This is a genomic window from Streptomyces sp. NPDC001922 (assembly GCF_042891165.1).
Lineage (GTDB): Bacteria > Actinomycetota > Actinomycetes > Streptomycetales > Streptomycetaceae > Streptomyces.
This window is the reverse complement of sequence record NZ_JBIASV010000018.1, coordinates 121,942-133,686: the sequence shown is the minus strand read 5'-3', so window position 1 is coordinate 133,686 and position 11,745 is coordinate 121,942. Positions and strand designations below refer to the sequence as shown.

Sequence of the window (11,745 nt, the reverse complement as noted above, 5' to 3'; positions counted from 1 at the left end):
CCCACCGGGGCTCGGGGCCCCCCCCCCCCCCGGGGGGCGCCCCCGGGGGGCCCCCCCCCCCCCCCCCCCCGGGCCCGGATCCACCGGGGCACCGCCCGACGGGCGGCGCCCCGTCCAGCCGTCGGCCCCGGCCGGACCGGGCCGTGAGGAGAGCGCATGACATCCGCTGAGTCCGTCGGTCCCACCGGTCCCACCGCCCCCACCGCCCCCGCCGGGCCCGCCGGGCCGGGGAACAAGGGCTTCGACCTCGGGAGGCTGCTCGCGGAGCGCGGCGCCGAACGCTACGGCCTGCACACCCGGTACCTCAACCACCAACTGCCGCGCATGCTGCACACCATCGGCTTCGACAAGGTCTACGAGCGGGCCGAGGGCGCGTACTTCTGGGACGCTGACGGCCGGGACTACCTCGACATGCTCGCCGGCTTCGGGGTGATGGGCCTGGGCCGGCACCATCCGGTCGTCCGCAAGGCCCTGCACGACGTTCTCGACGCCTCCCTGGCCGACCTCACCCGCTTCGACTGCCAGCCGCTGCCCGGCCTGCTCGCCGAGCGGCTGCTCGGCCACGCCCCCCACCTGGACCGGGTGTTCTTCGGCAACAGCGGGGCTGAGGCGGTGGAGACCGCGCTCAAGTTCGCCCGCTACGCCACCGGCCGGCCGCGCGTCGTCCACTGCACCCACGGCTTCCACGGGCTGACCACCGGCTCCCTCTCGGTGAACGGCGAGGAGTGCTTCCGCGCCGGCTTCGCCCCGCTGCTGCCCGACACCGCCATCGCCCTGGGCGACCTGGACGCCCTGGAACGGGAGCTGAAACGCGGCGACGTCGCGGCATTCATCGTGGAGCCGGTCCAGGGCAAGGGCGTGCACGCGGCGCCGCCCGGCTTCCTGCTCGCCGCCCAGCAGCTGCTGCGCCGCCACCGGGCCCTGCTCATCTCCGACGAGGTGCAGACCGGCCTCGGCCGCACCGGCGACTTCTTCGCCTACCAGCACGAGGAGGGCGTCGAACCGGACCTGGTGTGCGTGGCCAAGGCGCTCTCCGGCGGCTACGTCCCGGTCGGCGCCACCCTCGGCCGGGACTGGATCTTCCGGCGGGTCTACTCCTCCATGGACCGGGTGCTCGTCCACTCCGCCAGCTTCGGCGGCAACGCCCAGGCCATGGCGGCCGGACTGGCCACCCTCGCGGTGCTGGAGGACGAGGACATCGTGGCCAACGCCCGGCACACCGGCGACCTGCTGCGCTCCCGGCTCGCGGCCCTGGTCGACCGGTACGAGCTGCTGCACGACGTCCGCGGCCGGGGCCTGATGATCGGCATCGAGTTCGGGCGGCCGAAGTCGCTGGTGCTGCGCAGCCGGTGGACGATGCTCCAGGCCGCCCGCAAGGGGCTGTTCGCGCAGATGGTGGTGGTCCCGCTGCTCCAGCGGCACCGCATCCTCACCCAGGTCTCCGGCGACCGGCTCGAAGTGATCAAGCTGATTCCCCCGCTGATCATCGGGGAGCGCGAGGTGGACCGCTTCGTCGCGGCGTTCACCGAGGTCATGGACGACGCCCACAGCGGCGGCGGACTGCTCTGGGACTTCGGCCGCACCCTGGTGAAGCAGGCGGTGGTCGAGCGCTGACGGCGCGCTTTTGCCTCTGAGGCAACCTGCTTGCCTCAGAGGCAGGGGCTCTGGCTCAATCGGGGTATGACACCCGAGACCGGACAGCGGTCCGGCGGCCCGCCGCCGGAGGAGCTGCCGGCCGTCGCGCCCCGGCTGCGGGAGCTGCGGCGGGCCGGCGCCCTGACGCTGGAGGAGGCCGCCCGCCGGGTCGGCCTCTCGCCCGCACATCTGTCGCGGCTGGAGACGGGCCTCCGGCAGCCCTCGCTCCCGGTCCTGCTGGCCCTCGCCCGCGCCTACGGTACGACGGTCTCGGAGCTGCTCGGCGAGCGGCCCCCGGCACCGGACTCCGTCATCCGGGCCGCTCGCGCGGAGCCGGCCGAGGCCGAGGGCTGGACGTACTGGCAGACCGGCGCCCCGGGCCGGGCCATGCAGGCGCTCCGGGTGCACGTGCCGGCCGGCGGCCCGCAGGGCGACCTGGTGCGGGTGCACCCCGGCGAGGAGTGGATCCACGTCCTCGGCGGCAGGCTCCGGCTGACGCTGGGGGACAGTGCGGAGATCCTGGAGCCCGGCGACTCCGCGCACTTCGACTCGCTCACCCCGCACCGGATCGCGGCCGTCTCGGCGGGCGGCGCGGACCTGCTCTTCGTCCACACCCTGCTGCGGAGCGCCGCCACCGAGCTGTGCCTCGGCGGCGGCGAGCCCCGCCGCACCTTCTGACCCGCGGTCCCGGACCCGGAACCGCCTTCATCCCGGAACGCTCCCTGCGCACCCAGGGCGTCCCCGGTGTGCCTCCGTGCGCCCGGGGCCGTCCGGAAAGGTTCCCGTATGCCACCCAAGGACGAACCGGGCGTCGAGCGCGAGGACGGCCGCTTCCCCCGCGGACTCGTCCTCCGGCTCTTCGCCTACCTGGTGGCCGGCCATCTCTTCGCCGGCTTCCTCTACCTGCTCTTCTCCATCGGGGCCAACCGATAGGCCCCGGAGACCAGGGGCCTTTCCCCGCGGGTCACGCGCCGGTGAGGAACCGCTCGCGGAGCCGCTCACGGTCCGCCGGGCCGAACTGCAGGCCATCCCGCAGATAGGTGTCGACCGTGCCCCAGGTCTCCGCGATCGTCTCGAAGGCCGCGGCCAGGTAATCGGCGCGGGCGTCGAAGAGCGGGCTCAGCAGCTCCCTGGCCTCGTCCGGCAGGCGGGCCTGCGAGGTGTCGTCGCGGTGCATCCGGTAGCGGCGGTGCGCGGCGTTGCTCGCCAGGTAGTCGGTCTCGATGGCGTCCCGCTCGACGCCCAGCGCCAGCAGGGCGACGGCGATGGACAGGCCGGCCCGGTCCTTGCCCGCGGCGCAGTGCATCAGCGCCGGGACGCTGTCGCCGGCGAGGGCGTGCAGCACCCGGCTGTGCTCGGCGGTGCGGTCCCGGATGATCTCGCGGTAGGTGGTGGTCATCCGGGCGGCGGCCTGGCCGTCGCCGAGCACGGCCCGGAGCTGGTCCAGCTCGCCGTCGCGCACCATCTTCCAGAACTCGGCGCCGTGCGCCGGGTCGGTCAGCGGGATGTTGAGGTGGCGCACGCCCGGCAGCGCCACGTCCGGGCCTTCGAGGGCCACATCGGCGGAGTTGCGGAAGTCGAAGATCGTGTGCAGGCCGAGCGAGGCCAGGAACGCGGCGTCCTCGGACGTCGCGCTCGCCAGATGGCCGCTCCGGAACAGCACGCCGGTCCGTACGCGCCGGCCGTCCGCGGCCGGCAGTCCGCCGACGTCACGGAAGTTGCGCACCCCCGCGAGCTCGGGCTCGGTCGACGGGGCCTGCGGGACCTGAGGCGTCTGCGTCACGGGCGCTCCTCGCTGTCGGCGTCGACGCTCTCCGCCGACGAGGTGACTTGTCGACCCTACGGTATTGGTTGCCGGGGCAATCATTTCGGCGGGAGAGATTCTCTTCCGGAGTTCGGGAAAGTCAGTCGGTGGCCAATATCACGCCTCGTCAACCCCCGGTTACGGTGGCGTAGGTCACTCCTCGAGGTGAATCATCTGCTGACGTGGCAGACGATTCGACTTCAATCACCAGCGGACTCATCGGGTCGTACACGGCCGTCGGGGACAGCTTCACCGAAGGGGTCGGCGACCCCGGCCCGGGAGGCGCGTTCCTCGGCTGGGCCGACCGGCTCGCCGTCCTCCTCTCCGACGTGCACTCCGGTTCCGGCGGCCCGGACGGCACCCCGCCCGAGGGCTTCCGGTACGCCAACCTCGCCGTCCGCGGCAGGCTGCTCGACCAGATCGTCGCCGAGCAGGTGCCCCGGGCCAAGGAGCTCGGCCCCGACCTCGTGAGCTTCTGCGCCGGCGGCAACGACATCCTCCGGCCGGGCAGCGACCCCGACGATGTGGCCGAGCGCTTCGAGGCGGCGGTCGCCGACCTGACGGGCGCGGTCGGCACCGTCATGGTGTGCACCGGCTTCGACACCCGCGGCGTGCCCGTCCTCCGCCACCTCCGGGGGAAGATCGCCACCTACACCGCCCACGTGCGGGCCATCGCCGACCGCTACGAGTGCCCGGTGCTGGACCTGTGGTCGCTGCGCTCGGTGCAGGACCGGCGGGCCTGGGACGGCGACCGGCTGCACCTCTCCCCGGACGGGCACACCCGGGTGGCGCTCCGGGCGGCCCAGGTCCTCGGCCTGCCGGTGCCCGCGGACCCGGACCAGCCGTGGCCGCCGGAGCCGGAGCGGGGCGCGGCCGAGGTGCGCCGGGACAACGTCCAGTGGGCGCGCGAGCACCTGGTGCCGTGGATCGGCCGCCGGCTGCGGGGCGAGTCCTCGGGGGACCACGTCGAGCCCAAGCGTCCGGACCTGCTGCCGCTCTGAGCCCGGGGCTGCTGCTCCGGTCCGGGCGGCCCGCCGCGGCGGCCGGGGAGCCCGCGGGGTTTCCGTGGGGGCCGCCGGGCGGCACGGTCCGCCCTGCCGCTTGAATCCACCGACCGCGACCGCGACCGCAGGTGCGGGGCGGGTGCCGGGCCGGTGCGGGTGGGCGTGCGCGTGGCCCGGGGTCCGTTACGGTGCCCCCGGGTGCCGGGGCGCGTTCGGGCGCGTGACGCGCGCCGGGGTGCGGCGGCCGGTCAGGCCCGTCCCGCCGCGTCCCCGTTGCACTCCAGTTCGGCCGTGCACTCCAGTTCGGCCCAGACGACATGCCCCCGCCCGCTGGTCCCGGGGTGCACACCCCAGGTCCGGGACAGCGCGTCGACCAGGAGCAGGCCGCGGCCGGTCTCCCCGTCCACATCGCCCGACCCGGGGTGCGGCTCGGTCGCCGCACAGCCCTCGTCGGTCACCTCCAGGCGCAACCGGCGCCCTGCGGCCCGCAGTTCGCAGCCGAGCTTCTCGCTGTCGGTGTGCCGCACGACGTTGGTGACGAGTTCGGAGACCACCAACTCCATGCTGTAGCGGGACTCGTCGTCGACTCCCCACGCGCTCAGCCGTTCCAGGACGCGCCGTCGTGCCTCGGCCACGGAGGTGCGCAGCGCCGGCAGTTGGAACGCGTCCTGGCGGCCCTCGGCGAGAGTGCCGCCGTGGTCCATTAACCGGAGGACGTCATGGAAGGAAGCCACTCCGTAACTATGCGCGTGCCACAACAGCTATGGCAAGGTTCAATCTGTAAATTGCAGAATCGTAAGGACAGCCTGTCAGCTGAACTGACGCCATGACACACTGCGTGACTGTGAAGCCAGTTGGAGGGGATCGGTAGTGGCCGACGCACGTCCCGGCGGTGCCCCCACGGTCCTGCGCATGGTGCTCGGCAAGCGCTTGCAGGACCTCCGGGAGAAGGCGGGCCTGTCGTACGAGGACGCGGGGCGCGCCCTCGACGTCACGCACGCCACGGTCCGGCGTATGGAGAAGGCCGAAGTCGGGCTGAAAATCCCGTATGTCGAGAAGCTCCTTCTCACCTACGGCATCACGGAACAGGAGGAGATCGAGGGATTCCTGTCCCTGGCACGAGAGGCGAACCGGCGCGGCTGGTGGCACCGCTTCCGCGATGTCCTGCCGGAGTGGTTCAGCGCGTTCGTCAGCCTGGAGGGTGAGGCCAACCTCATCCGGGCCTACGAACCGCACTACATTCCCGGCCTGCTGCAGACCCCGGACTACGCCCGGGCCGTGCTGCGCGCCGGACAGCCGCACGCCTCGGACGACGAGATCGACCGCCTCGTCGCCCTCCGTATCGAGCGCCAGAGCCTGTTGACCAAGGCTGACGCGCCGGTGCTGTGGGTGGTCATGGACGAGACGGTGCTGCGCCGGCCCATCGGGGGACCCGGCGTGATGCGGGAGCAGGTGGACCGGCTGATCGACGCCATGTCGATGCCGAACGTGCGGCTGCAGCTGATGCCGTTCGCCGCCGGCCCCCACCCCGCGATGTACGGCCCGTTCCACATTTTCCGGTTCCCGATCCAGGAGCTGCCGGACATCGCCTACACGGAAAGCCTTCTGGGCGGCGTCTACTTCGACCAACGCGACGACGTCTCGGCGTTCCTGGAGGCTCTGGACCGGATGTGCGCGCAGGCCCTGCCCGCACACACCACCGAGGGACACCTGGGTGGCATTCGCAAGGAGATCTGAGACCAGATGGGTCGCATATACAACGGCATGCCGGCCAAGGACCTCGGTACCGAGGGCTGGCACAAGCCGTGGAGCGGCGGTAACGGGGGAAGCTGTCTCGAGGCCATGAGGCTGAGTGACGGCCGGGTGGCACTGCGCCAGTCGACGGACCCGGATGGACCCGCGCTGATCTACACCCACCACGAGATCGAGACGTTCATCCAGGGCGCGAAGGCCGGCGAAGCCGACTTCCTGCTGGCATGACGGGGACTGTGCACCGAAGGGAGAGCGGCGTGACCGACCAGGGCTTCTCCGCCGACGAGATAGACACCAGCAGGCCGCACCCGGCCCGCATGTACGACTACTACCTGGGGGGACGGGACAACTACCAGGTGGACCGGGAGGCCGCCGCGGGCGTGGTCCGGCAGATACCCGAGATCCTCACCGCGGCCCGGATGAACCGCGCCTTCCTCGAACGGGCGGTCCGCTCCGTGGTGGAGAGCGGCGTCCGGCAGATCATCGACGTCGGCACGGGCATCCCCACCTCGCCCAACCCGCACGAGATCGCCCGCGAGACCGCGCCCGACGTGAAGGTCGCTTATGTCGACAACGACCCCATCGTGGCGTCGCATGCGGGAGCCCGGCTCACCGGCACCCCGGACACCGGGTTCGCCCTGGCCGACATCCGCAAGCCGGAGACGATCCTGGAGCACCCGGCCGTCCGGGAGCTGATCGACTTCGACCGGCCGGTGGCGCTGCTGCTGGTCGCCGTCCTGCACTTCGTCCGGGGCGACGAAGGACCGGCCGGCATCGTCGCCACCCTCGCCGAGGCCCTTCCGCCGGGCAGCCGACTGGTGCTCTCCCACGCCACCTCGGACTTCCACCCCGACGGCATGCCCGAGGTGCTGAAGATCTACAAGAACGCCACCGCCACCCTCAACCCGCGCCCGCACGCCGAGGTCCTCCCGTTGTTCGACGGGTTCCGGCTGCTGGAACCGGGGCTGGTGCAGGTGCCGCTGTGGCGGCCGGACGGCCCGCCGCCGCCCGCCGACGAGCTGGGCAGGATCGGTTTCTACGGCGGGGTGGGCGTCAAGGATTGAACGGCTACGTGTGCACCGGGCGGACGATCAGAGGGACGATGTGACGAGGGTCCGGCTGCGGGTCGAGGAACGGCGCGAGGAACTGCTGGGCGCGGCGGTCGAACAGATCGAGGCGCGCGGCGTCGCGGACTTCCGGATCTCGGATGTCGCGGCTTCGCTCGGGGTCAGCAACGCGCTGGTGCTCTACCACTTCTCGACCAAGGAGAAGCTGGTCGCGGCGGCGTTCGCGCACGCGGCCGAGGCGGACCTCGCCCGGCTGCGCACCCTGGCCGGCCGGGGCGGCAGCGCGGTCAAGCGGCTCCGCGCCGTGGTCCGCTGGTACTCGCCCACCGGGCAGGCCAAGGGCTGGAAGCTGTGGATCGAGGGCTGGGCGGCCGCGCTGCGCGAACCGGTGCTGCGCGAGGTGTCCCTGGGTCTGGACCGGCAGTGGAAGTCGACACTCGCCGAGCTGATCGCGGAGGGCGCGGACGCGGGGGAGTACGTGTGCGCCGATCCGCGGTCCGCGGCCTGGCGGCTCACCGCCTTCCTGGACGGCCTCGCGGTGCAGATGACGGCGTACCCGGGCGCCCTCAGCCGGCGGCGGATGGAGGCCTGGGTGGACGACGCCCTCGCCGCGGAACTGGGGCTGGGGCGGGCCCGGCCGGCGGGGGACTGCTGATCTCGGGTTCCGTCAGGCCTCCGATGACGTCCGTTGCCGTCGCTCGCCGGATTCTGTGGGCCGTCGGCCTCTCGGCCACCGCGGGGTGAGCGCGGGACGCGATGCCGCGGACGTGCCCGGGGAAGAGCTCCGCGGCACCGATGTCACATTTCCGGGAGCCGGTCCGTCGTAGGGGTGACAGCGCACAACCCCGCACACGATGGAGGCCCACCATGGCCCGTATCCCGCTCGACCCGCCGCGCGGCATCCTGGTCCGCATCGCGGAGTGGTACTCGCGGCGCACCTACGGCAAGGTGCTCGACCCGGTCCTCGCCATGGGGTACCACCCCCGGCTGATGACGAGCTACGCCCGCTTCGAGCAGTCGCTCTCGCACTGGAACCGGCTCGACCCGGGTCTGAAGGCGCTCGCCCTCATGGCCTCGGCGGCGTCCATCGGCTGTGCCTGGTGCCTGGACTTCGGCTACTGGGAGAGCCGTCGGCAGGGCATGGACCACCGCCGGCTGCACGAGGTGCCGGCGTGGCGGGAGAGCGATGTGTACACCCCGCTCGAGCGTGACGTCATGGAGTACGCGGAGGCGATGACCGCGACTCCGCCGACGGTCGACGACGCCCTGGTGGACCGGCTCCGCGAGCAGCTCGGGGAGCCCGCCGTGGTGGAGCTGACCGCGATGGTGGCCGTGGAGAACATGCGCTCGCGGATCAACACCGCACTCGGGATGACCAGCCAGGGGTTCAAGGACAGCTGCGAGGTTCCGGCACGGGCGTGAGCGGGCTCCTCCTCGGTCCCGGCCGCGCCGACGGCTGGGACGAGCCGGTCCCGGCTCCTGCCGGCGACTCTCCGGCTCATTTCACTGGTGGTGGCTGCCGAAGCGCTCGGTGATCAGCGGGAGCCGGTCGGCGACGATGGCGTGGGCCGCTTCCCGCGGGGTGCTGCCGTCGGCCGCGGCGCGGTCCAGCACCCGGCCGGTCAGCTCGCGCATGGAGCGCCGGATGTGGGCGAAGGCCGCGTCGGCGCCGGGGCCGATGTCCCCGAAGAGGGTCCACCACCACCAGGCGTTGGTGGCGGAGTTGACGACCACATCCGGCAGCACCGTCACGCCCCGGGCCGCCAGGAGCTCCTCCGCCTCGGGCAGCACCGGCATATTGGCGGCCTCGACGACCAGCCGGGCGGTGACGGCCCGCTGGTTCCCGGCGTCCACGCAGGAGGAGACGGCGGCCGGGACCAGTACCTCGCACTCCGCCTCCAGCCAGGCGGTGCCGGGGAGTTCGGCGTCGGACGGGCGCAGGGCGGACCGGTCGACGGTGCCGAAGGAGTCCCGGGCGGCGAGCCTCGACGTCGAGGCCCCGCGGATTGGCGATCGTCCCCTTGATGTCGGCGACCGCCACGACGTCCAGCCCCGCGCGGGAGAGGAAGCGCGCGGTGGCCCCGCCCATCGTGCCCAGACCCTGGACGGAGACCCGGGCGCCCCGGCGCGGCACCGCCGCCCGGTCCAGCGCGGTCAGCACGGCCTCGGCGACCCCGCAGCCACCGGCCAGTTCGTCCAGCCCGATGCCGTCCACCTCGACGGCGAAGGCGTCGGCCAGCCGCTGCCGGGCGGCCGGCTCGTCGTCCAGCAGGGGATAGACCGCCTGGACGGAGGAGACGAGCCCGGCCTCGGCCGCCGCCCGGTCGACCACGTCCTGGCTGAGTCCCAGGTCCTCGCCGGTCGTCCAGAACCGTTCGATGTACGGGCGCATGGCCCGCAGATAGCGCACCAGCACGCCGTACGCCTCCGGGGCGTCGGGGGCGCAGTCGATGCCGCCCTTGGCGCCGCCGAGCGGGATGTACCGGGCCCGCGGGTCGTAGTGGAGGGCTTCCTTCATCGTCATGCCGCGGGCGAGGCCGGTGACTTCGTCGAGGGTGCAGCCCGGACGCATCCGCAGCCCGCCGCTGCACACCCCGCGCACCAGGCGGTCGACGACCAGGAAGCCCTGGCGCCCGGTGACGTCGTCGGTCCAGGTCGTGGACAGCAGGGGGCGGGAGGGGGCCACGGGCGTGCTCCTGGGGAGGCTCTGGCTGAACGGCGATTCAGTATCCGGAGCCGGGGGAGCGCCTGTCAAAGGGGTTGACGCGGTGGTGAGTTGACCGCACCGCACTCCCGGCCAGGGGGCGGGCGAGGGTGCGTGCGCCTGCATGGGGACTCTCTCGTCCACACGCCGCCCCTCGGCACCGGCCGGAGGCCGCCCCTGCCATCCGATCAGCGCGCCATGCTCTCGGTGGGCCCGAGCAGGGGCGATGGTCCGTCCGGGCCCGCCGCTGCCACGATGGAGGGGTGACCGGCGAGCTGTTTCCCCGTCCTCCCGCCGAGGTGGCCCCCGGCGCCGTCCACCTGCCCGGGTGGCTCGACGCGGGCGAGCAGCGACGGCTGGTGGAGTCCTGCCGCACCTGGGCGAAGCCGCCCGCCGGGCTCCGGACGGTCCGGATGCCGCGGGGCGGCGAGATGTCGGTGCGCAGCTTCTGCCTGGGCTGGCACTGGTACCCGTACGGCTATGCCCGGACGGTGGTGGACGGTGACGGGGCTCCGGTCAAGCCGTTCCCCGCGGTGCTGGGCGACCTGGCCCGCCGGGCGGCGGAGGCGGCGTACGGGACGCCGTGCACTGCGCCGTACGACATCGCGCTGATCAACTTCTATGACGCCACCGCCCGGATGGGCCTGCACCGGGACAGCGACGAGCGCTCGGACGCCCCCGTGGTCTCCCTCAGCCTCGGCGACACCTGTGTCTTCCGCTTCGGCAACACCGAGACCCGCACCCGGCCCTGGACCGATGTCGAGCTGCTCAGCGGTGATCTCTTCGTCTTCGGCGGCCCCTCCCGGCTCGCCTATCACGGGGTGCCCCGCATCCGGCCGGGCACCGCACCGCCCGGCCTCGGGCTGACCGGCCGCCTCAACATCACCTTGCGGGTCAGCGGGCTGGACGACTCGGCAGGTCACTGACTGCGGCCCGGGGGCGGCGGAACGGAAATCAGTCCCGCAGCCCAGCCCGCTTGGCCATGGCCAGGAGATCGGGGCGACTCCTTTGGTGGATGGTGAACAGGACCCGAAGAACCTCTCTGCCCATGGGCGGGCCGCGGTACGGCCGGCCGGTCGGGTGCTTATCGGATAACTAACGGCATCCTGCCCAGAATTGAGAGACTGTCAGCCGTGGACGACAGTGTGTGGCCTGACGCCTCTCGGCAGGGCGTCCCGGGAAATCCCCCCGTGAAGTGCATTAAGTGCTGGGGCACCAGCGTGATTCTTTCGAAGGCGAAGCACCCTGACACCGGGGTGCTGTTCTGGCGGCTCACCTGTCTCGACTGCCGCGTCGCCTGGCCCCAGGACCAGCACGGAGGGAACCCCGATGAATACGCCTGAGCGAAGGAGACGCCATGAACGAGCCGACACCGGTCCGCCCGTTATGCAACACCTGCCCGAACGGGCATAAGAGTGTGATCGTGCTGCCCGACGGCCGTCAGAAGCACTTGGACTGTGGGATGGTCGGCTAGTGACCGGAGAAGCCACACCAGGCCCCATGTCGTCCGACATGGTGCTGAGCGAGATCTTTCAGCGAGCGCTCGACGTCGCGGAGAGGTACGGCTCGACGATCAGCGTGGAGGCGCGCGCCGTCGGTCCGTACGAGTTCATGTCGATGGTCCGGCTCTGCTACCCGCAAGCGCGTCTGGCGTCAGGCGACGGGTAGACGGCCCCGCGCGTACCGCCCCGGTCATCCTCCCACTGCGGAGGATGACCGGGCATGTGTATGGCCGCGGTCAGGCGCGACGGGTCCGTACGACACTCGCCCCCCACCCCA

Annotated in this window: 14 protein-coding genes and 1 pseudogene; 12 read left to right on the top strand and 3 right to left on the bottom strand. The window is 72.4% G+C overall.

Annotation, left to right across the window (positions count from 1 at the left end):
- Positions 1–156: 156 nt before the first annotated feature.
- From ACFYYR_RS29460 to ACFYYR_RS29450, 3 genes are all read left to right on the top strand, one after another.
- The gene (locus ACFYYR_RS29460) at positions 157–1,614 is read left to right on the top strand and encodes an aspartate aminotransferase family protein (RefSeq protein ID WP_388860156.1); all 1,458 of its coding nucleotides are present in this window, start codon (positions 157–159) and stop codon (positions 1,612–1,614) included.
- A gap of 66 nt (positions 1,615–1,680) precedes the next feature.
- The gene (locus ACFYYR_RS29455; protein WP_388860153.1) at positions 1,681–2,313 is read left to right on the top strand and encodes a helix-turn-helix domain-containing protein; all 633 of its coding nucleotides are present in this window, start codon (positions 1,681–1,683) and stop codon (positions 2,311–2,313) included.
- 108 nt (positions 2,314–2,421) lie between these two features.
- A complete protein-coding gene (locus ACFYYR_RS29450; RefSeq protein WP_388860150.1) occupies positions 2,422–2,568 on the top strand; it encodes a DUF6126 family protein in 147 nt (48 codons plus the stop codon).
- A 31-nt stretch (positions 2,569–2,599) separates the two neighbouring features.
- Here the strand turns inward: ACFYYR_RS29450 and ACFYYR_RS29445 are convergent, their stop codons facing one another.
- Positions 2,600–3,418 (bottom strand): tyrosine-protein phosphatase, encoded by an 819-nt coding sequence (locus ACFYYR_RS29445; RefSeq protein WP_388860146.1) that lies wholly within the window; start codon positions 3,416–3,418, stop codon positions 2,600–2,602.
- A 203-nt stretch (positions 3,419–3,621) separates the two neighbouring features.
- Here ACFYYR_RS29445 and ACFYYR_RS29440 point away from each other — a divergent pair, with 203 nt between their 5' ends.
- Entirely contained in the window at positions 3,622–4,440 is an 819-nt protein-coding gene (locus ACFYYR_RS29440) for an SGNH/GDSL hydrolase family protein (protein ID WP_388860143.1), read from the top strand.
- A 251-nt stretch (positions 4,441–4,691) separates the two neighbouring features.
- Here ACFYYR_RS29440 and ACFYYR_RS29435 read toward each other — a convergent pair whose 3' ends face one another.
- Positions 4,692–5,147: an ATP-binding protein gene (locus ACFYYR_RS29435; protein ID WP_388860140.1), complete on the bottom strand. Its 456-nt coding sequence runs from the start codon at positions 5,145–5,147 to the stop codon at positions 4,692–4,694.
- Between the two features lie 208 nt (positions 5,148–5,355).
- Between ACFYYR_RS29435 and ACFYYR_RS29430 the strand changes: the two genes are divergently transcribed.
- From ACFYYR_RS29430 to ACFYYR_RS29410, 5 genes are all read left to right on the top strand, one after another.
- On the top strand, positions 5,356–6,180 hold the full coding sequence (locus ACFYYR_RS29430) for a helix-turn-helix domain-containing protein (protein WP_388860189.1): 825 nt from the start codon (positions 5,356–5,358) through the stop codon (positions 6,178–6,180).
- Positions 6,181–6,186: 6 nt separating this feature from the next.
- Entirely contained in the window at positions 6,187–6,423 is a 237-nt protein-coding gene (locus tag ACFYYR_RS29425) for a DUF397 domain-containing protein (RefSeq protein WP_351515485.1), read from the top strand.
- Positions 6,420–7,259, top strand: coding sequence for an SAM-dependent methyltransferase (locus ACFYYR_RS29420; protein ID WP_388860137.1), 840 nt, complete (start codon positions 6,420–6,422; stop codon positions 7,257–7,259). The genes ACFYYR_RS29425 and ACFYYR_RS29420 overlap by 4 nt, the downstream gene beginning before the upstream one ends.
- Positions 7,260–7,299: 40 nt before the next feature.
- Complete coding sequence (locus ACFYYR_RS29415; RefSeq protein ID WP_388860134.1) at positions 7,300–7,917, top strand: TetR/AcrR family transcriptional regulator; 618 nt, start codon at positions 7,300–7,302, stop codon at positions 7,915–7,917.
- 212 nt (positions 7,918–8,129) lie between these two features.
- Positions 8,130–8,684 (top strand): carboxymuconolactone decarboxylase family protein, encoded by a 555-nt coding sequence (locus ACFYYR_RS29410; RefSeq protein WP_388860130.1) that lies wholly within the window; start codon positions 8,130–8,132, stop codon positions 8,682–8,684.
- A gap of 81 nt (positions 8,685–8,765) precedes the next feature.
- On the opposite strand, the pseudogene ACFYYR_RS29405 reads toward ACFYYR_RS29410, so the two are convergent.
- Positions 8,766–9,948, bottom strand: a pseudogene (locus ACFYYR_RS29405) (Glu/Leu/Phe/Val dehydrogenase dimerization domain-containing protein).
- Positions 9,949–10,229: 281 nt separating this feature from the next.
- Here ACFYYR_RS29405 and ACFYYR_RS29400 point away from each other — a divergent pair.
- The 3 genes from ACFYYR_RS29400 (at position 10,230) to ACFYYR_RS29390 (ending at position 11,634) form a co-directional block, all read left to right on the top strand.
- Positions 10,230–10,892, top strand: a complete 663-nt coding sequence (locus ACFYYR_RS29400) for an alpha-ketoglutarate-dependent dioxygenase AlkB family protein (RefSeq protein WP_388860126.1) — start codon at positions 10,230–10,232, stop codon at positions 10,890–10,892.
- A gap of 294 nt (positions 10,893–11,186) precedes the next feature.
- Positions 11,187–11,309, top strand: coding sequence for a hypothetical protein (locus ACFYYR_RS29395; RefSeq protein WP_388860123.1), 123 nt, complete (start codon positions 11,187–11,189; stop codon positions 11,307–11,309).
- 157 nt (positions 11,310–11,466) lie between these two features.
- Positions 11,467–11,634 carry a hypothetical protein gene (locus ACFYYR_RS29390; protein ID WP_388860120.1) on the top strand — a complete coding sequence of 56 codons (168 nt, stop codon included), beginning with the start codon at positions 11,467–11,469 and terminating at the stop codon, positions 11,632–11,634.
- The last annotated feature ends 111 nt before the right edge of the window (positions 11,635–11,745 follow it).

What these genes read in the sequence shown, in the direction of transcription:
- ACFYYR_RS29430 (WP_388860189.1), top strand. Translation starts at nt 5,356, where the DNA reads ATGGTGCTCGGCAAGCGCTTGCAGGACCTCCGGGAGAAGGCGGGCCTG.
- ACFYYR_RS29425 (WP_351515485.1), top strand. Translation starts at nt 6,187, where the DNA reads ATGGGTCGCATATACAACGGCATGCCGGCCAAGGACCTCGGTACCGAG.
- ACFYYR_RS29450 (WP_388860150.1), top strand. Translation starts at nt 2,422, where the DNA reads ATGCCACCCAAGGACGAACCGGGCGTCGAGCGCGAGGACGGCCGCTTC.
- ACFYYR_RS29390 (WP_388860120.1), top strand. Translation starts at nt 11,467, where the DNA reads ATGTCGTCCGACATGGTGCTGAGCGAGATCTTTCAGCGAGCGCTCGAC.
- ACFYYR_RS29455 (WP_388860153.1), top strand. Translation starts at nt 1,681, where the DNA reads ATGACACCCGAGACCGGACAGCGGTCCGGCGGCCCGCCGCCGGAGGAG.
- ACFYYR_RS29410 (WP_388860130.1), top strand. Translation starts at nt 8,130, where the DNA reads ATGGCCCGTATCCCGCTCGACCCGCCGCGCGGCATCCTGGTCCGCATC.
- ACFYYR_RS29435 (WP_388860140.1), bottom strand. Translation starts at nt 5,147, where the DNA reads ATGGACCACGGCGGCACTCTCGCCGAGGGCCGCCAGGACGCGTTCCAA.
- ACFYYR_RS29460 (WP_388860156.1), top strand. Translation starts at nt 157, where the DNA reads ATGACATCCGCTGAGTCCGTCGGTCCCACCGGTCCCACCGCCCCCACC.
- ACFYYR_RS29420 (WP_388860137.1), top strand. Translation starts at nt 6,420, where the DNA reads ATGACGGGGACTGTGCACCGAAGGGAGAGCGGCGTGACCGACCAGGGC.